15 protein-coding genes and 1 pseudogene are annotated in these 18,009 nt (G+C 68.5%); 3 read left to right on the top strand and 13 right to left on the bottom strand.

From position 1 onward, the window contains the following. Positions 1 to 129 precede the first annotated feature (129 nt). Complete coding sequence (locus tag ACH4ZX_RS36210) at positions 130 to 819, top strand: hypothetical protein (RefSeq protein WP_398282473.1); 690 nt, start codon at positions 130 to 132, stop codon at positions 817 to 819. Between the two features lie 37 nt (positions 820 to 856). Further along, entirely contained in the window at positions 857 to 3,568 is a 2,712-nt protein-coding gene (locus ACH4ZX_RS36205; RefSeq protein ID WP_398282471.1) for a Helicase associated domain protein, read from the top strand. An 86-nt stretch (positions 3,569 to 3,654) separates the two neighbouring features. Here ACH4ZX_RS36205 and ACH4ZX_RS36200 read toward each other — a convergent pair whose 3' ends face one another. The 10 genes and pseudogenes from ACH4ZX_RS36200 to ACH4ZX_RS36155 all read right to left on the bottom strand — a co-directional run bounded on the left by ACH4ZX_RS36200 (position 3,655) and on the right by ACH4ZX_RS36155 (position 13,201). Then, positions 3,655 to 4,605, bottom strand: a complete 951-nt coding sequence (locus ACH4ZX_RS36200; protein WP_398282469.1) for a DUF4238 domain-containing protein — start codon at positions 4,603 to 4,605, stop codon at positions 3,655 to 3,657. Between the two features lie 150 nt (positions 4,606 to 4,755). Next, positions 4,756 to 6,405, bottom strand: coding sequence for a hypothetical protein (locus ACH4ZX_RS36195; RefSeq protein WP_398282477.1), 1,650 nt, complete (start codon positions 6,403 to 6,405; stop codon positions 4,756 to 4,758). A gap of 151 nt (positions 6,406 to 6,556) precedes the next feature. Beyond that, positions 6,557 to 6,721 carry a hypothetical protein gene (locus ACH4ZX_RS36190; RefSeq protein WP_307060973.1) on the bottom strand — a complete coding sequence of 55 codons (165 nt, stop codon included), beginning with the start codon at positions 6,719 to 6,721 and terminating at the stop codon, positions 6,557 to 6,559. A gap of 54 nt (positions 6,722 to 6,775) precedes the next feature. Then, a pseudogene (locus ACH4ZX_RS36185) lies at positions 6,776 to 7,090 on the bottom strand (hypothetical protein). A 222-nt stretch (positions 7,091 to 7,312) separates the two neighbouring features. Next, on the bottom strand, positions 7,313 to 9,466 hold the full coding sequence (locus tag ACH4ZX_RS36180; RefSeq protein ID WP_398282467.1) for a hypothetical protein: 2,154 nt from the start codon (positions 9,464 to 9,466) through the stop codon (positions 7,313 to 7,315). Continuing rightward, on the bottom strand, positions 9,463 to 9,876 hold the full coding sequence (locus tag ACH4ZX_RS36175) for a hypothetical protein (protein WP_307060977.1): 414 nt from the start codon (positions 9,874 to 9,876) through the stop codon (positions 9,463 to 9,465). The genes ACH4ZX_RS36180 and ACH4ZX_RS36175 overlap by 4 nt, the downstream gene beginning before the upstream one ends. A 571-nt stretch (positions 9,877 to 10,447) precedes the next feature. Continuing rightward, a complete protein-coding gene (locus tag ACH4ZX_RS36170) occupies positions 10,448 to 10,768 on the bottom strand; it encodes a hypothetical protein (protein ID WP_307060979.1) in 321 nt (106 codons plus the stop codon). Positions 10,769 to 10,774: 6 nt separating this feature from the next. Further along, positions 10,775 to 11,077: a hypothetical protein gene (locus tag ACH4ZX_RS36165; RefSeq protein WP_398282464.1), complete on the bottom strand. Its 303-nt coding sequence runs from the start codon at positions 11,075 to 11,077 to the stop codon at positions 10,775 to 10,777. A gap of 141 nt (positions 11,078 to 11,218) precedes the next feature. Further along, the gene (locus ACH4ZX_RS36160; protein ID WP_398282462.1) at positions 11,219 to 12,052 is read right to left on the bottom strand and encodes a hypothetical protein; all 834 of its coding nucleotides are present in this window, start codon (positions 12,050 to 12,052) and stop codon (positions 11,219 to 11,221) included. 912 nt (positions 12,053 to 12,964) lie between these two features. Further along, the gene (locus tag ACH4ZX_RS36155) at positions 12,965 to 13,201 is read right to left on the bottom strand and encodes a hypothetical protein (RefSeq protein WP_351897785.1); all 237 of its coding nucleotides are present in this window, start codon (positions 13,199 to 13,201) and stop codon (positions 12,965 to 12,967) included. A gap of 331 nt (positions 13,202 to 13,532) precedes the next feature. Here ACH4ZX_RS36155 and ACH4ZX_RS36150 point away from each other — a divergent pair, with 331 nt between their 5' ends. After that, on the top strand, positions 13,533 to 14,216 hold the full coding sequence (locus ACH4ZX_RS36150) for a hypothetical protein (protein WP_351897788.1): 684 nt from the start codon (positions 13,533 to 13,535) through the stop codon (positions 14,214 to 14,216). A 107-nt stretch (positions 14,217 to 14,323) separates the two neighbouring features. Here the strand turns inward: ACH4ZX_RS36150 and ACH4ZX_RS36145 are convergent, their stop codons facing one another. The 3 genes from ACH4ZX_RS36145 to ACH4ZX_RS36135 all read right to left on the bottom strand — a co-directional run bounded on the left by ACH4ZX_RS36145 (position 14,324) and on the right by ACH4ZX_RS36135 (position 17,741). Beyond that, positions 14,324 to 15,703, bottom strand: coding sequence for a hypothetical protein (locus ACH4ZX_RS36145; RefSeq protein WP_351897790.1), 1,380 nt, complete (start codon positions 15,701 to 15,703; stop codon positions 14,324 to 14,326). A 229-nt stretch (positions 15,704 to 15,932) separates the two neighbouring features. After that, positions 15,933 to 16,400 (bottom strand): hypothetical protein, encoded by a 468-nt coding sequence (locus tag ACH4ZX_RS36140; RefSeq protein ID WP_071365723.1) that lies wholly within the window; start codon positions 16,398 to 16,400, stop codon positions 15,933 to 15,935. Between the two features lie 132 nt (positions 16,401 to 16,532). Then, complete coding sequence (locus tag ACH4ZX_RS36135) at positions 16,533 to 17,741, bottom strand: hypothetical protein (protein ID WP_398282459.1); 1,209 nt, start codon at positions 17,739 to 17,741, stop codon at positions 16,533 to 16,535. Between the last annotated feature and the right edge of the window lie 268 nt (positions 17,742 to 18,009).

The raw sequence follows: 18,009 nt of genomic DNA, 5'->3' as shown, positions 1-18,009 counted from the left end.
TCGCTCGTTCGTGTGGGTTCCAGTGTACCGCGTGCATCAGGTTGATGCACCATGTACCGTTGGCGGAAACACGGGACACCCCCCAACCACCCGGGAACTCCCCCAGAATTCCGAGAGGAACGACCGCAGATGACCGGTCACCACGAATCTACCGGACCCGATCCCGCGCTGAGCAGCGATTCTGTGCGCCGGGTGACGCAGTACCAGACGGCGGGCGTGAACGCCCGGTTGAAGGTGTTCGCGCTCCTGGAGACACAGGGCGTGCCCGCGAGTGAGGCGGACGACCTGGTGGCCGCACTGGAGGCCGGGGCGGTCGCTGGGGCGCAGTGCCAGGTGGTGGAGCTGGGCGGCATGGCGCCGGCCTCTCAGGGTGCGGTGTTCTCGGACGGCTGGGATGACGGCGTGACGGCCGTGAGCGAGGCCCTGGTGGGCATCGCGGACCGGGACTGGTCAGGGCGCGGCGGCCGGTCGGCGGGTGCTGCTGAACTGGCCGTACACATCGCGGACGTGAGGCAGCGTGAGCGGGCCAACCTGGTGCGGCTGGAGAGGTTCGTCCGGGAGGACGTGCTGCCGCGCACCCCTCCGCACACCACGGCGCGGCGCCGGGTGCTGGAGGCGCTGGGCGAGGCCGGCGGTCTGTGCACGGCCCGGACGCGGAACGCAGACGGAGACGTCATCGTCTGCACGCTCGATGCCGGGCACTACGACCCGGACGACAAGCCGCCGTTCAAGGACGGAAAGCCGGGCGGCTGGCACAAGGCGGATGCGTCGATCTGGAACGACTTGGGCGCGGCCTGCATTCCGCACACGGCCCTCTGAAAGACCATAGGAATTAACCGCTTGGGGAGGCATGAAAATGTCAGCGATTCAGCTCAAGGAACACCAGGTCGATCAGCGGTCCGCGTTTCGCAGGTGGGTGGGATTCCCTGCAAGGTCATCTGTGCCCCCGCAGGGTGCCCGGGGCACGATCGTGTCAGCGACCGGATCAGGCAAGACGATCACAGCCGCCGCGTGCGCGCTGGAGTCGTTCGCGGACGGCCGGATCCTGGTGACCGTGCCCACCCTGGACCTGCTCGCGCAGACTGCCCAGGCGTGGCGCCTGGTGGGCCACCGGGCCCCGATGGTCGCCGTGTGCTCGCTGGAGAACGACCCGGTGCTGAAGGAGCTGGGCGTGCGGACCACCACCAACCCGATCCAGCTCGCCCTGTGGGCCGGGTCCGGGCCGGTGGTCGTGTTCGCCACGTACGCCTCCCTGGTGGACCGCGAGGACATCGACGCACCCGAGGGTCAGCGGAAGGTTCGCGGGCCGCTGGAGGCCGCTCTGGCGGGCGGAGAGCGGCTGTACGGGCAGCAGATGGACGGTTTCTCGCTCGCCATCGTGGACGAAGCCCACTCAACCGCAGGCGATCTTGGCAGGCCCTGGGCCGCCATCCACGACAACGCCCGTATCCCGGCGGACTTCCGGCTCTACCTCACCGCGACCCCCCGCATCCTCGCCGCGCCCCGGCCCCAGAAGGGCGCGGACGGCCAGGAGCTGGAGATCGCGACCATGGCCGATGACCCGGAGGGCACCTACGGCGCGTGGCTCGCGGAGCTCGGTCTGAGCGAGGCGATCGAGCGCGAAATCCTTGCAGGCTTTGAGATCGACGTGCTGGAGATCCGCGACCCCTCCCCCGTTCTCGGGGAATCGGAGGAGGCGCGGCGCGGCCGGCGCCTGGCCCTGTTGCAGACCGCGCTCCTAGAGCACGCCGCCGCGCACAACCTCCGTACGGTCATGACGTTCCACCAGAAGGTGGAGGAGGCCGCCGCGTTCGCGGAGAAGCTGCCGGAGACCGCTGCCGAGCTGTACGTCAACGATGCCTCGGACGAGGACCTGGCGAAGGCGGAGAAGCTCCCCGCGTCGTCGATCGACGCGGAGTTCTACGAGCTGGAGGCCGGCCGCCACGTCCCGCCGGACCGTGTGTGGTCGGCGTGGCTGTGCGGCGACCACCTCGTCACCGAGCGGCGCGAGGTCCTGCGCCAGTTCGCCAACGGCATCGACGCCGCCGGACGCCGGGTCCACCGGGCCTTCCTCGCAAGCTGTCGCGTGCTCGGGGAAGGCGTGGACATCACCGGCGAGCGCGGAGTCGAGGCCGTCTGCTTCGCCGACACCCGCGGCTCCCAGGTCGAGATCGTCCAGAACATCGGCCGCGCGCTCAGGCTCAACAAAGACGGCAGCACGAAGGTGGCCAGGATCATCGTGCCGGTGTTCCTGGAGCCCGGCGAGGACCCGACCGACATGGTCGCCTCCGCCAGCTTCAAGCCGCTCGTAGCCGTCCTCCAAGGCCTCCGCTCGCATGACGAACGACTCGTCGAGCAGCTCGCCTCCCGCGCCCTCACCAGCGGCAAACGCAAGATCCACGTGAGGCGCGACGAAGAAGGGCGCATCGTCGGGGCCGGCGGCGAGAGTGACGGCGAGGACCAGGAGCAGGACGACACCGACGCCGCCGCCGAGTCCGCCCTGCTCCACTTCTCCAGCCCACGCGACGCCGCCACCATCGCCGCCTTCCTGCGCACCCGGGTCTACCGGCCGGAGTCGCTGGTGTGGCTGGAGGGCTACCAGGCCCTGCTGCGCTGGCGGAAGGAGAACGAGATCACCGGCGTCTACGCCGTCCCCTACGACGTTGAGGTCGAGGTCGGCGTCACCAAGGACTTCCCCCTCGGGCGGTGGGTGCACCAGCAGAGGAAGGCACTGCGGGCCGGGGAGCTGGAGGACCGACGCAAGGTCCTCCTGGACGCGCCGGAAGCCGGGATGGTCTGGGAGCCCGGTGAGGAAGCGTGGGAGGCCAAGCTGGCCGCGCTCCGGTCGTACCGGCGGGCGACCGGGCACCTCGCACCGCGTCAGGACGCGGTATGGGGCGAGGGCGAGGCGATGGTGCCCATCGGGCAGCACATGGCCAACCTCCGGCGCAAGGGCACGAAGAACGGCCTCGGCAAAGACCCGGAGCGGGCCGCCGTGCGCGCGGCACAGCTGACGGAGATCGACCCGGACTGGGACTGCCCATGGCCCCTGGACTGGCAGCGCCACTACCGCGTCCTGGCGGACTTGGTCGCCGACGAACCCCACGGCCGGCTCCCTGACATCGCACCCGGCGTCACCTTCGACGGCGACGACATCGGACGGTGGCTTCAACAGCAGAAACGGCCCGCTACCTGGGCGCGACTTCTGCCCGAACAGCAGCAGCGGCTGTCCGATCTCGGCATGGAGCCCGTTGAAGCGCCGTCTTTGGCCTCGGCGGCTATGGATGCGATGAAGGGCCTGGGCAAAGCGCAGCAGGCATTCCAGCGAGGCCTGGCAGCACTTGCGCAGTGGGTGGAACGGGAGGGCCAGCGGCCGGTGCCCAGGGGGCACAGCGAAGAGATCACGGTCGACGGCGAGCCGGTGATTGTGAAGCTGGGCGTATGGCTTTCGAACGCGAAATCAAGGAGGGACCGGTTGGACGCCGACCAGCTGGCTGCGCTCGCGGAGCTGGGCATGGACTGGGCAAGGCCGGTGACGGTCCCGCAGGCCGTACCGGACGGCCTCTGATCGCCTTCTTGCGCCGTGACCGGACCCCGGGCCTCGTAGGGCCCGGGGTCCGGTCATGTGTACACGCCGGGGGATGTTCTGGCAGGTCAGAGGTGCAAGTCATCTGGGGAGCGAGGCGGCGGGTGTTCCACGGTCCAGCGACGTTCGATGTTCTGACTGGGCGGAAATACGCCGTACTCCAAGATGTACTGAGGAGCGGAATGCGTCTGCCCGTCCCATGGTTTGGGCTGCCCTGGGCTGTCCGGCTTCCAATGCTTCCAGGGATCGTGCTCTGGGTGGTGGATCACGAACTGGTCAGCTACGTCATAGGCCACGTCCACGAGCGCGAAGCCGATGGTGCCTTCCGCGTGCATCAGGTGGTCCACGTGCTTACGCCGGTCCGTGCCCCGGGTAGCGGGGCCGGGTAGGAACAGAAAGCGGTGAGGGTCCAGCGGGAGCAGGATGTCGCTCAGTGCGGCGGCGCGCAGCTGGTCTTCGTCGTCGGGGCGGTTCCATATGGCGATGGGGGTATCGCTGGTCAGCAGGCACATGTCGCTGAAGCCCAGCGCCCACGGACGTGCTTCCAGGATGAGTGCCAACGTGACGATGTTCTCGACGATGTAGCGCAGGTGGGGGTTGTTCTGTGCGAGCGTGTGCACTTCCTGCGGCAGGTCGGTGATGTCCGGTGCTTCGGTCTGCTGGTGGGTGAGCCGTTTGCGCTGGCGCGTCGTGCGCAAGATCTGGGCAGCCATCCACCAGGCGAGGACGTGGCGCTGATCCGGGCGCAGCGGCCAGTGCGGTGTGAGCGCCCAGTTCGGGTCGTTCAGGATGACCTTCAGTACTGCTTCGGCGTGTCCCTCGAGCGAGGTGAACAGTTCCTCGATGTGGTGGTGAGGGACTCCTTCGGCACTGATCCCCCAGTAGTAGCCGGTCTCAGCAGCGATGCCGGTGGGCGTCACCGGGAACGGTTCATCGATCTTGTCAAGCCGTCGCACCATCAGTTGGTACTTGCGGCGTGCTGTGTGCTGGGCGAAGTGCTTTAGGTACATCTGCGGCACTGTGTGATCCCGGGTACCGCCTGCCTTAGCCGCGCGCTTCCCCGACGACGCCTTACCCACCAGCTGCCCTCCCCTGTTCGGCTTTTCACGCCAGTCATACAGGGGACTGAGCAGAAAGTGTCAGTGGATTTGCGGGGGAACGCGGGCTGTCTACTGGCTGGACTGGTGCTGCGACTCGGCGTGCTGGGCAAGCGCGCTGAGGGCGTCACCGGTCAGCGTGAGTACCTGCACGAACTGCTCATCGGGTCTCAATGCGTCCAGGCCGGCCCGCGTAAGGGTGGCGTGCCAGTCCTTTCCGCGGAGATGGGCCGGCCCGGTGGAGCGGAGGCCTTGCAGGACACGCAGCGGGCGGATCAGCGTGTCGTTGTCCCCTCCGCTGGAGGAGACCCATGCTTCGAGGCAGTTGATGCTTTGCGCCTTGGTGTCGGTCACTCCGGGAAGGCGTCGGAGGGCCTTGACATCCAGGTAGTCGATGACGCCCTTGGCGAGCAGCAGTATGAGGGTGTCGGCTTCGTGCTGCTCGCTGCTGGTGGGCATGTGCATGCCCTCGAAAGCGATCTGGTCGGCGGAGTGCCACGGCTTGTAGACCGCTTGTCCCAGAAGCGTGCCCAGGGCAGTGCTGAAGTGCTCTCGTGCAGCGAACAGCCGGCGTAGCGGGTCGGGCGGTCCATCGGTCCATCGGCCGAGGATGTCGCGGTCGAAACGGCCCTCGTCGCGTCCTCCGCTGGGCGGGACGTTGAAGCTGAGCCAGTGATCGCGTTCTTCGGTCGGCAGGTCACGTCCGAGGTCTCCGAGGTAGACCTCGATGAGGCCGTCGGGGTTGTTGCCGATGGAGATTCCCCAGAGTCCCAGGCAGGTCAGGCGGCCGTACTCGATGCGGTAGCGGGACGGCTGAGCGTTGTATCGGCTGAGGACCTCGCGCCGGAAATAGACCGGGGTCAGGTAGTGCGGGGTGCCGCGGTCGGTGAAGTAGTTGCTCAGCTTGTCGGGCTCGCATGTGGAGGTGATGCGCTTTCCGGTGTTGGGGTCGATGGCCACCGTGAATTCGGGGAACCGGCGTTCGGATGGGTGAGGGCGGGCCAGGTCGGCGGGGTCTGCGTCGATGGGTAGCACGATCTGCTTTCCGACCAGCCGTACGAAACCCGGGCGGTCCGCTGAGTGGATGTCTCCGCTGTGGAAGGCGAAGTGCCGCAGGTCCGAGCGGTCACTTGCGTCGATCGCCGGGTCGGGTACGTGATCGAGCCGGGTAATGCGGTCGTGCTGGATCACCAGCAAGCGACTCCGTGCGGCGAGGTAGCGGCGCAGGGGCAGGGCCGCGATGTCGATGCGCAGTTCGGTGTCGGTGCGTCGGGTGCGCACCAGTTCGTGGTCACGGCCGGCGTCGTCGAGGTAGTACCAGGAGCCGTCGTTCCTGGGGATGGCGTCGAAGTACCACAGGAAGGAGGGGGTGAACTCCAGCGTCGGTTCGGCGAGCCCGTGATGGGTCCGGCGCTGGACGAAGAACTCCGCGTGCTCCTCCTCGTCTCGCAGTCCCTCTTCAAAGACCGTGCGCTGCTCCGGGTAGAAGGTGCTGATCCCGGCGGCGCCGATCGCTGCCTGAGTCCCGGTGTACTCCTGCAGGGCATGTGCTCGCGCCTCAGGACGGGTCAGGTGGCTGCTGATCCCCCAGTCGAAGCTGTCCTGGACGGGCTTGCCGAGGACCGTGACCCACTCGGTGGGCGTGGCGGTGAGCGGAGCCAGGTAGTCATCCGGCCGTGCGTGTTCAGGAAGGTCGTCGCAGCTTCCGCTGCTGTAGATCATCGCCACGACCACAAGTGTAGGAAAGCGGAGGCCAAGCCGACGCACGGTTTTCGTGGGCCCCGTGTACGGCTTCGGCCCCCAGCATCCGGTGCAGTGAGAGGTGAAGGCCCTGGACCAGGCCGAGCTCGCAGGATTTTGCCTCTTGCGTGGGTCAGGCACCGTGGAACTCGTGGGCAGAGCCGCCGCGCCATTTCACCTGCTGCGGGTCTTCCAGGATGGCCTCGTGATCGGTGATGCCGGCGCCTTCGAGGAAGACGACCAAGTCGTGGTCGCTATAGGCGGTGCCGAGGGTCTCGGCCCGGCCGCTGCTGTGCATGGTGACTCTACGGCCGCCCGAGAGAGAGCCGGTGCACGACGATCGGTGCACTGGTCACACCTCCCGGCGTGCCCCGGGACGGGCTGGCAGGCGAGTCGGCCCAGGACGCCAGAGAGTGTCGCCGGTCCAGTCCCAGCTGTCCAGGTCACCGGGGCACGGGCCGTATATGGCGCGGCCGCCAGCACCGAACCCAGCCTTGCGGGGAGCGCGGCGCCGGTGTCGACCTTGTCCTGCGTCCAGCCGGTGATGTCGAGCAGCAGGCCATCCAGCGGGCAGCCGACCAGTTCGGCGTAGCGCCAGTAGGGGTCACGGGCCGGGGGGCTCGTGGTCGGCGCCGCAGACCTGGCGGTGCAGCAGCTGGCCAGTCATCACTTCAACGGTTATGACTCCTCTTCCTTGTCTTCGCTTAGATGGTTCATGGCGAAGGGGATCTCTTCGGGGTGGGTAGCTGTGCGGGTTAGTGCCCAGGCTGTGCGTGCGTCCATGCCGGGTCCGTATGCGGCTGCCAGACGTCGGGCGCGCCATGTGGTCAGCGGTGCCAGCAGCCATCGGTTCAGTGGGAATTTGACGCGCTGGTGTCCTGTGGAGGCTTCATGACCGGGGTTCACCTGTGCCTCCGGCAGCGCTGGTGTCCGGGAGGGAACCAGCAGCTTCTTTGAGCGGGCAGTGGGGTTCGGAGCACTGGGTGTGGCTGCAAGCTCGGAGGTTGGCCAGGGCGAGGCGCGCTTCGATCAGGGCGTGGTCGTCTTGGTCCGGGCTTCCGTACAGGAAGCGGGACATGGCATCGAGGGGTGTGTGGGCGTTGCGTACGTCGGTGAGGATGCCGAAGGTGGCGGTGCGGTCCAGTCGGCCCTCGTGAGCGGCTCGGGCCCAGCCGAGGAGGACCTGGTGTGCGTCGTCGCGTACGTCTGGTTGTCGCAGTGTCTGCATCCAGCCGTTGATCAGGAAATCACGGACGGCTGGGGCGACCTGTGCTGCGCTTACCAGGGTGTCCAGGACGTTGTATGCGGGATCGGTGAGCGCGAGGAAGGCCCGAGGGCCGGCGAGGTGGGTCTGGTACTTCTCCAACCAGGTCTCGACCGTCTCAACGACTCGTTGGAACCCTTCGGTGCTCGCGGCGGCGTAGGCCGTCAGGGCGGTCGCTGCGATGCGAGTTGCTTCGTCGTCGACGGCCAGGATGTGGCGTAGCCGGACGAGGGCCATGTGCGGCCATCGCATGCCGTACCGGCCGCTGCATGCCCAGGCGACAACCTTCCGTCGATGCGCGTCAGGCTTTTTCGCCCAGTCCAGCAGCTGTTTGTGGGCATCCCGGGCGAGTTCTTCCGTCTCCGCGGCTTGGGCGATCAGTGCGGTGACGATTCGGAGATATTGCTCGTCGGGGTAGGTAGTGGCCCAGGTGTCGAGGAGGGTGAAGAAGGGAGATTCAACCTCTGTGATGGACAGCTCCAGCAGACGGGACCCGATCTGCTCCGTCCATTTTCTCGCGACGCCGTCGGGGGCGGTAATGCGGGCGAGCCACCTCGTGGTCGCCTCTCGTTCGTCGGCCCAGTGGTGCCAGTCCATGCGGATGGCGGAGCGGGCGAGGCCTGGGCGGCTGTGGAATGCGGCTGTGTCGCTGGAGGTGATGTCGACACCGACGTCTCTCAGCCGACGCCGAGGGCTGCGGCCTTCCCGGTACCGGCGCGCGACTGCCTCATCGCGGGCGCCGAACTCGGTGGCTGCCTTGATGCATCGTTCGATAGGGGCGCCCTCGAGGTAGGCGGCGGCGAGCAGCATCACTCGGTCCTGGCCGCGGGTGCCTGTGCCGGTGAGTGTCTGCTCCAGGAAGTCGGTCCATAAAAGGACTTCTTCCCGGATGCGGCGAAGCTCTTGGATTCCCTGTTCACGCTCCGGTGGAGAGGATGCGTCTATGCGCTCAACCGCTTTGGCCAGCCGTTCCGGAGCGATGCCGCGCAGGCGTTCGGCGATCGCGAAAGCATCATCCGGGCTGACACTGCGGGTGATGAGGTCAGATAGGACGCCGACGGTCCGGTCGGGAGCTGCTTGGCGCAACAGGCCGCGTGTTGCAGAGCGCTCGACGTTCTGCTGCAGCCACCCGGCCTGCGCGTGGCTGCCCCAGGCCGCCAGGTGGTTCCGGGCGACCTGGATGGCGTCGGGACGTACTGCCTCAATCTCGAAGCGGCTGTCGCCCCGCCAATCCCGCTGATTACGGGTGATGACCAGGCAACTGCCCGCGTCGTGGAGCTTTTCTGCCCAAGCAGTGAGAGTGCGGGCGGCGTCCTCGGAAAAGAAGCGCGAGGTCGCGTCGATCAGGTAGCCGTGCCCGGTGACCGGCTCGGGTAGGACCTCACGTTCCGGTGCTTCGTCCTCGTCCCAGTCGGCTGCCAGGTAGAAAAGCTGCGGGGGGCCTGCGGGAGTGGAGAGATGGGTGTGCAGGGCGCGGACTGCCGAGATGCGCCGTCCCGTGCCGCGTTCCCCCATGATGACTGCGAGGCCATGTGCAGCCAGCAGGTTTGCGGCCCGCTGCGGGGTGGGAGTGTGCGCCCAGACCGGCTCCAGGGCGGCCTCCTGGTCATCGCGCGGAATGGGGATGACCGGTAGCTTGGGTAGCCGAGTGATGTTGATGTTGCCGTGGTTGGAGCCGCCGACCTGGACAGTAGGACCGGTGTTGCCGACGGCGGACTGCCCAACAGACGGCGGGTTGGTGGGTGGCTGGGGCAGGTCATGCCCGTCGAGCGTGGTCACCTTCGCTCCGTGTTCAGGCTGCCGGAGTTGTCCCTGCCGATCTGAATGACCGAACCGGTGTTGTTCTCTGCGGTCTGGTTTACCCCGCTCTGCGGCTCTTCCGGCTTGCGACGCGCCATTGCCGCCAGTTCCTCGGCTGCTTCGGGGAAGTCCTCCACCAGCGTCAGCAGCCGCCGGTTCCACCTCTCCCGCAAAGCCGCTGGATCCAGCGTGGCCGCCTGCACCTGGTCGGCATCCAGCCGGGCGAGCTGACGTTCCTCTTCTTCCTGGCCACCGCGCCGGAAGAACCGAGCTGCCAGCGAGCGCATCGACGCCCAGCTCTCCTTGGTCATCTCTCCGACCAGTGCAGCGGCGGCTGCCCCCGCCAATCCCACCAGCTGTGCTTGCTCCAGCACGACCTTCACCCCCATCCAAGATCCTGTAAGTGACCAAACGATCACCTGCTGCAATCAGGAAGGGTCTCAGAGATGCCGATATAGAGAGACAGAGTCCATGAGAATGACTGAAACAAGACGTCGACGAGCATCACGCTACTGACGACACCAAGACAGGGCGAAGGTCGTTCATCGGGTGTAAGTGCGGAGCGTCGCTGTAGGAGTGTTGAGGAACTCGTTCCGGCCGCTGCTGTGCACCGTGACTCTCCGGCCGCCCGAGAGCGCGGGTCGGTGCACGACGATCGGCGCGCTGGTCACGCCTTCCAGCGCGCCCCGGGCCGGTGCGCCGGGCGAGCGACTCGGGGGCCGTGAGGGTGAGTCGCCGGACCAGTCCCAGCGGTTCCGCTCGCTGGGGCGGGTCGTACAGGGCCCGGCCGCCGGCGCCGACCTGCCCGAGCTCGGTCATCAGCGCGACGCCGGTCGGGATCTCGTTGGCTGTCCAGCCCCGTGGTGTCGAGCATCAGGCCGTCCAGCGGGCCGCCGGCACCCGTAGAGCAGAGCTGAAGGGGGAGATCAGCAATTGCTGATCTCCCCCTTCAGCTCTGCTCTACGGGTGGGGGCCGATGACGAGGACGGTGATGACCGAGACGGTCTCGCCCGCCGCGTTCCTCTCGTCCGGCCCGTACATCCAGTAGATGCGCCAGGCGCTGGGGTTGTGGTTCTCCACGTAGGAGTCCCAGACCTTCTCCGAGGCGTACCCGGGGAAGTTCTCGTACTGGTGGGAGTGCAGGCCGGGGTGGCGCGGGTTGGCCTGCAAACGGGCGAGTGCGTTGTTGACCTTTTTGAGCTTGGCCGGGTCGGCCTTCGAGCCGACAGTCAGGCGGTTGAGGGTCTCGTCGGCGTCTTCGGTGAAGCGGAGGCTGTGCACCTGGTTCTAGTCCTCGTAGTCCTCGTCGAGGTAGTGCGAGAAGTCGCCGCGGTCGATGGTCTTGCCGGCCTTGGCCTCCTCGATCCCGGTGCGGATGCGCTCGGCGAGGTGCGGGTCGTTCCACACCTGCATCTCCCGCTCCGGGATGGAGACGACCGGGGTCAGCAACAGCACGCCGTCCGGGTTGCTCTCGATCCGGTACCGGCGGCCCGCACGGGCTCCGGCACGGCCGAGGGAAACTCGTCCGCGGCTGTCGACCTCAGTCTCGGCGACGGTCTCGAACTCCTCGCGCTCGTGAATGGCGGTCATGTGCGTACTCCCTCGGTTCCGCCGGAAGGCTCTCCACAGCTCATGCCTCCTTCGAGCGGGAGGCACGCCTTCCAGCGCTTATTACCAAGGTACCCGCATTTGGGAAAGTGGGTAACTCCCACTTTCGTGGTCCTCCTCTCCTCAAGGCCCGCTGGCTTCGGCACCGCCCGCGGCCTCGATGGTGTTCTCCGTGGAGGCCGCCACCTTCCGCGCGGGGCGGGCGATGAACGGGGCGAGCAGCTCGTAGCGATTGACCTCAGCCGTCCCGGTCGGGCTAAGCGGGGCGGTGATGTAGGTCTTGTGGACCCGGATCACGCCCTCCTTAGCCAGCTCCCGGAAGCCGCGCTCGGCGGTATCGGGCGACCACCCGTACCAGTCCTTCATCCGCTCGGTCGGAAGCTCGAAGAAGGCCGGCTCGCAGCTGGCCGTCAGCAGCATGGCCAGGGCCGGGAGGCTTAGCTGGTCAATCAGGCCGGTACGCCAAAGCTCGAACGGGATCTTCAGGTAGGCGTCGCGGTTCTGGTTACCGGGCCGGGTGTACGGATCGAGGCTTCCGTCCTCGCGCAGCAGCTTGACCTGGACGTCCCAGGTCCCCTTGGGCCGCTCGTAGGTGATCAAGCGGCGTTCCTTGAGGCGCTTGAGGACTTTGGTCACCGCCGTGCGGGCGGAGGCGGGCGTCGCGTTTTCCGTGGTGCCGAAGGCCCTGGCCCACACCCCGCCGGGGAGGGTGGTGCTCCACCCCGACTCGGGGGTCTCGGCGCTGGTGACCGCAATGATGAACAGGTAGGCGCGCAGGCCGCGCACGTCTCCATTAGTGACGAACTCGGCCAGCCGGCTGGACCGGTCCGCCTCGTCGCGCTTCTTCTGGACGAACGCCCGCCGGATGGGCGCGAAGTCACGCGCGGCCCGCTCGAGGAGGGCTTCCCGCGTCTCGGCGGGAGAGGCGACCGGCTTCTGGGGTGTCTGCTGCTTCACACCACAGACCATGCCGGACGGGCACCCCGCAGGACAAACAATCCAGCTTCCGTAGTTCAGACGCTGTAGCGGGTGTCTGGAGGATACGAATGACGATGACAACTGACGATGACAGTGACGAGGTCAATGTCAATAACACCAGTAGGTGGGGTTCAGACGGCGCAGCGCTGAATCCGTGGGTCCCCGGCACGGGAGCCATCCGCCAAGGCAGAAACTGCCACCCGCTTCACCAGAAACCCGCGAAGGCCCCCCGCTGGCCCAGAGGACGGGGGTCTCGTGCGTCACTGCGTCGGCGGGCCACTACCGGCAGCGCGGGATGGTGACCCGGACCTCCGCCAGGACGGTGCCGGTCGCCGGGTCGCGGTGCACCGGGACGTACAGGCCCCAAGTCGGCGGCACCGGCCATGAGCCAGTCGCCGGACCACGGGGCGTCGGGGGTCTCCAGCTCGCGCCCGGCGAGCGGGCCGCCCACGAGTCGAACCATCACAGCAGTGCCTCTTCCGGCGGGAGTTTCCCGCCTCACCCCTTGGTGGGGCTCAGCGCCCGGAGGACAGCGCCAGGGTGCCGGCGACTTCCGTCCCGGCCCGGCCGCCGGGTCGACGTCGGGTGCGGCGCGGCGGCCCGGCCGACGCGCAACCGGCTGAGCCCGCCCCGATCCCCGGCCGCGACCGGGGACGCCCATCCCGCCCGTCCCTTCCTCCTTCACACCAGCCAAGAGACATGGGCAGAGCAGCCGCAACGGGGATGTCAGCAGGCCGACCACGGCAAAACCGCGCGGTGACCTGCATGTACACGGGGACGGTCCTGCGGGCTGCGCAACACCTACCGCAACCCTTGCCGCAACACCCAGCGCAACAGACAGGCGCAACACCTGGCGCAACCCCCGTGCTCCTGGTCGACCGGGACGGCCGGTCACGCAGCCCGGACGGCTCCGTGAGCGCGGGCGAGGTGGCGCAACTCGGACCGTGCCGCCGGCGCCGAGGGGACGGTCTCCCAGTACGGGTGCCACCACAGCCGTACGGACAGGTGCAGCAGGCGGCGGCGCAGGGCGGTGGTGTCGCGGGGGCGGGGTGCGGCGAGTGCTTGGTAGGTGGCGTTCCAGGCGGCTTGCGTCTGCACCAGGTCGTCGGGGAAGGCGGTCACGTCCATAGCGGCATTAGATCGCTTGTTCGAATTGCGTGTCACTTCGGACACGCCCTGTCCGGTGCTGTGGTCGGGTCCGCGCCGGGCGCGGTCGGCCTCATGGTCGGGGGTCGCGACCAGCGTGGTCGGCCTCCTGGTCGGGCCTGTGGTCGGCCCCACCACGGTGGTCCGGCCCGGTCTGGAGCGGCACCCGGCCGGGTGATTTCCCTTCGCGTACGCGGGCGCAGTCCTAGCTGCGTGCGTCCAACTTGCCCATTTCCAGGGGGTATTGACAGCTTTTCATGTGTTCCGTCATGTTCTGTCCGCCGCTTCCGGCGAACGAGCGAGAGGTGATCTCATGCGACGAACCGAGTACGACGCGAGCCAGGCCGCCAAGCGACTGAAGGTGCCCGCAGCCGCCTTCCGGTGGGCCCGGCACACCGGCCTCATCCCCGACCCGGAGGCGTCGTCCTTCCAGTGGGCCCGGGCCACTGTGGAGGCTTTGGACGCCGACGCCATCCGGGCCGCGATGTCGTCCCCGCCGATCGGCGGCGGCGCGGCAGCGGACCGGATCGCGGAAGCGCTCGGCACCCCGAACGTGATCAGCGAGAAGGCGAACGTCACGGCCTTCGTGGTGCGGCGGTTCGTCGACCGCAGCCTGCTGGTCGACCTGAGCGCGAACCCGGAGGGGACGCTGCACCACCCCGGCCAGGTCGCAGAGGTCTGCCGCCGCGAGGACTTGGCGGACCTGGTCGCCGCCGACACCCCGCTCGGACCCGAGCAGGCCGCCGCCAGGCTTGGGGTGCGCAGGGTCGAGTTCGACCACATGGTGCGGCTCGGATGGGTCCGCTCCCCGCAGTCGATCGAGGTCCGCTTCGGCACGAGCCGGGCCGGGGCCGTCGACGTCGCGCTCTACACCACGGCGTCCGTCGACGCGGTCGTCCCCGCCCACCCCGAGGTCGACTGGGAGCAGCTGCGCGCGGTGGAGAAAGGCCGGCGCTCTCCGCTGGCATCGCTGCGTCCGGCACCGGCACCCGCCTGAGCGCCCCCGCGCCGGAACAGCACCACGAGGGTGCTCCCCGCCCGCCGCGTCCCGGCCGTCCAGAAAGGCGGCCAGGGCGCGGCGTTGCTCTTCCTCGAGCGCGCGGCCTAGACCCAGATCTCGTGCTCGTTGCGGTAGTGCGGCCACGGCTGTCCGGCCTGCCGGGCGGCGAGGACGTGTTTGATGCCCGCGGCCCATGTGCCTGGTTGCAGGAGCTCCATCAGGTAGCGGTCCAGCTCGGAGCGGCGCATCTGCAGGGTCCATCCCGGTGTCATCGTCAGACCGCCCGGCAGTGTCACGGACCGCAGGCGTTCCTGCTGGTGGATCTCCATGATGACTTCGCCCTGCTGGAGGTCCGCTTTGCCCGGCGGGCGGACCCAGCGTGCGTCCAGACCGGTGGCCTGGAGCAGGCGGGTCAGCACGGGACCGGAAGTCTCCACGGTCACCACGGCGTAGTCGCCGATCAGGCGGGCGCAGGCCACCGGATGCAGCGGGTAGTTCGCCCACGGCACCCGCAGCGGGTCGCGGGCCGTGCTGTCCAGGCTGGTGACATAGATGTTGTGGTCCTCCCGGCTGACCGCGATCCCTGCCCGTTGCAGAGCGCCGTCGACGGCATGCTGATGACGTTCGTTGAACTGCTCGGACGACAGGCCTTGCTGGGCGCATGCGTACTGGTCGAAGACGAACAGGGCCCGGCTGCCGGGCACCGGCGTCGCGTAGATGCCCTCGATCGCGGCCCGTTCCAGTGCGTCGCGCAGCACATCCAGGTGGGTACGCAGCGGCAGGTCCAGGTCGTACAGGAGTTCCGAGGCGTTGTCCCCGGGCAGTGGGCCGCCCTCCAGTACCGCCGCGCGGGCCTGGTTGATCCGCCGTAGCTGCACGCTCCTGCTGTTCTTCGGGTTGGTCTTGATCTCTTCCGTGCGGGGCGGATTCACGCTGTCCCACACCGTGAGGTCGCCGATGCGCAGGCAGTTGGTCAGGTCGTGCAGGAGCGCGAACGCACCGTCTTCCTTGCAGGCGCTCTCGAAGCGTTCGAGCTCTGCCGGCAGTCCCGCTTTGCCGAACATCATGCCGGGCGACTGGTTGCGGCACAGGGCGAGGATGAACGGGCGGTGGAAGCCAAAGACGCGCCAAGCCAGCGCGTCACCCACAGAGCGCAGTTGACGGGCCAGCCGGGCGCACACCTCCTGCTCGAACCGCCAGGTCTCCGCATCGGCGAGGTCACGGTCCGACTGGGGCTCCGGTGCCTCCGGGTGTGGCGCCTTGCCGCTGCGTATCCGCTTGGCGGCACGCTTGAACGCGTCATAATCCTTTTCCACGTCCAGCAGGCGGGCAAGCAGGTCCCGTTGGAACTCGACCCCGGCTTGGACCGTCTCGCAGTCGCGGAGCTGCTGAATGAGCTGAGCCAGGACCGGCTGCATCGCCTGATGGCGAGGGTGCACCATCATGTCGTCGGGGTCGTAGGCGTCGGCGTGGAGCAAGCTCATCCCGCCAGTGTGACGATCACGAAAGTTCTCTGCTTCCGTTTTCCGGACCGCCGAAGCCATGTTCGAACCCCTTGAGCATGGGATCGAGTTCGGCCGCCGCACTGCGCAGCGAGCACAGCCGGGTCCCGGGGTGCTCTGCGGCGTCCGGCGCCTGGTCCAGGGTCAGCTTCGGTGCCCCGCCGGGTGCTTCCTCGCAACGGCGGCGGGGACCAGGCGCCGGAGTTCCTGCTCACGCGTGCCTGTCCGCCGGCTCCCACAGCGGGCGAGCACGTCCGGTCCCATCGCAGTGGAAACAGCGGCCGCCACCCGGGGTGCTCCGGGCACCGATGGTGCCGGAGGCATGCCGGAAGAGCCGGGTGAGTCCGGCGACGTGTGCCGCGTGGACCGGGAGCTCCTGGCGTCTGCTGAGGGTGAGCTCCAGTGCAACGCCGGGTCCGGTGAAGTGAGCGTGGGGCAGGTCACCGGTCATCGCGCGGAGCGTCTCGTTCACCTCGCGCATCGTCTCCGCGCCGGTCAGCTGAACCCGGGCCGCGAGGATGGTGTCCGCGGCCGCGGTGAAGGACAGCAGCCCGGCCGGACGGGCGAGCGGCCCGACACGGCCCACGGGGTCGGGATGGGTGTGGTGGAGCTGGGCCAGGGCGTGCCACAGGTCGCCCGGCAGATCCTGCGGTGCGGTCTCTTCTCGGCTGCGTCTCATGCGGCCTGTTTAGGGCCTCCGGTGGGCTGTCACCGTCGTATAGGCCCGTCCGTCCCGCCCGGTGATGCGGTGACTTCGGGGTCGGTCCCGCTGTGCGGCCTGGCGGCTGCCAACCGCACAGCGGGCACGCGGTCAGGCACGCCGACGGAACCAGCCGCGGCCACGGTCCGGCTCGGGGTCGCCCTCCGGCTCCGGCGGTGCAGCAGCCTGGAGGCGGGCGGCTTCGGCGGTGGCTTCCTCGCGGGCGACGTCGTCGGCGTGGCACGGGCCGCACACGGACACGTCCCCGGCGTTCCAGGCCGTCCGGTGCGCGGTGGTCTCCTCCCATCGCTGGTCGGTGAACTTCTGCCCGCACCGCTTGCACACGGGGCGCTGCGCCTCCCGCTCAGCGGCACGGCGCTGTTCCTCCTCCGCGTCGGCGCGGGCCTCCTGGTCGCGGAAGAGGGCGTCGCCGTCGGGGTTGTCCAGCGCGGCCGTCAGCGTCTGCTCGCCCTTGCGTCCCAGCCGCCGCCACACCGCTGCGTCCGCGCCGTGCTCCTGAAGCTGCTCCAGGGTGGTGACGACGACGGGCACCGCCTGGCCGTAGTCCTTCGCCGTGATCCCCCGGTGGAGGGTCTGGTACCGGCGCGGCGCCCAGTAGCGGCGACCGGCCTCCTCCAGCACGGCGACCGTGTTGGCGACCTTCGCCTCGGTGGTGTCCGCGAACACGAATGCCACCGGCACCAGGCCCTCCCGGCCAGTCGGCGGGTAGACCCGGCGCCACAGCCGCTTCTCGTGGTCGACGTGCTCGATCGCGTCCGGCCGGGAGCGGACCAAGTCCACGGTGTGCTTGTCCGCGTCCCGTGGCAGCAGCCGGCCCCACTCCCAGTACTGGCGCAGCTTGGCGATCAGGTCGTGTGCGTCCTCGGTACGGCGGTCGATCTCCAGCAGCAGCACCGGCACCCCGGCCTCCGGCGCCCGCACCACCAGGTCGGCCCGCTGCACGTAGCTGTTGCCGAGCCGGTGCCCGATCTCGGTCTGGAAGCCGAGCCGGTGGCCGATCCCGGCGCGGTGGAGTTCGGCGGCCGTCGAAGTGACCGCCGCGGCGTGGTCGTCGTAGCCGGTGCCGAGCAGCTCCCCGGTGTCCGGGTCGTACTCCTGCTTGCGCAGCACCGAGACCCGTATGCCCTTCGGCTCCAGCAGCTGCTTCGCCTCGCCGTGGCCTCGCTTGGTCAGCACCCACACCTGCCGCTGGTCCTCCTGCACCGACTCGATCCTCACCAGCTGGTGGTCCTCCAGATCCAGGAGGTTGTCCCGCGTGAGCTTGTCGTGCCGGTTGTCCGGGCGGGTCAGCTTCCACAACTGATCGGGCGTAGCCCTCTGGAAGATCCCCAGTGCTTGCAGGAGCTCCCGGCGTCGAGGCTCGGTCGAAGTCCTCCTGTGCTTTGGCTTCCTCGGTACATGAGGGTTGTCGGACCTGCGACGTCCCCCTGTCCGCCAGGCCTGACCTGCGGAAACTCCCGGTCGTTGGCGACGGGGCGCGGAGGGGGTGATGGAGGGGTCCACGGAGGGGGCCTCTCCAGTCCAGTCAAGGGGCTGCTCGGGCTCGTCTGCGGTGCTCGCCACAGGG

This window comes from Streptomyces sp. NPDC020490 (assembly GCF_044335305.1).
Classification (GTDB): domain Bacteria; phylum Actinomycetota; class Actinomycetes; order Streptomycetales; family Streptomycetaceae; genus Streptomyces.
Note: the sequence above shows the minus strand (reverse complement) of the source record. Positions and strands in the feature narration are given on the sequence as shown.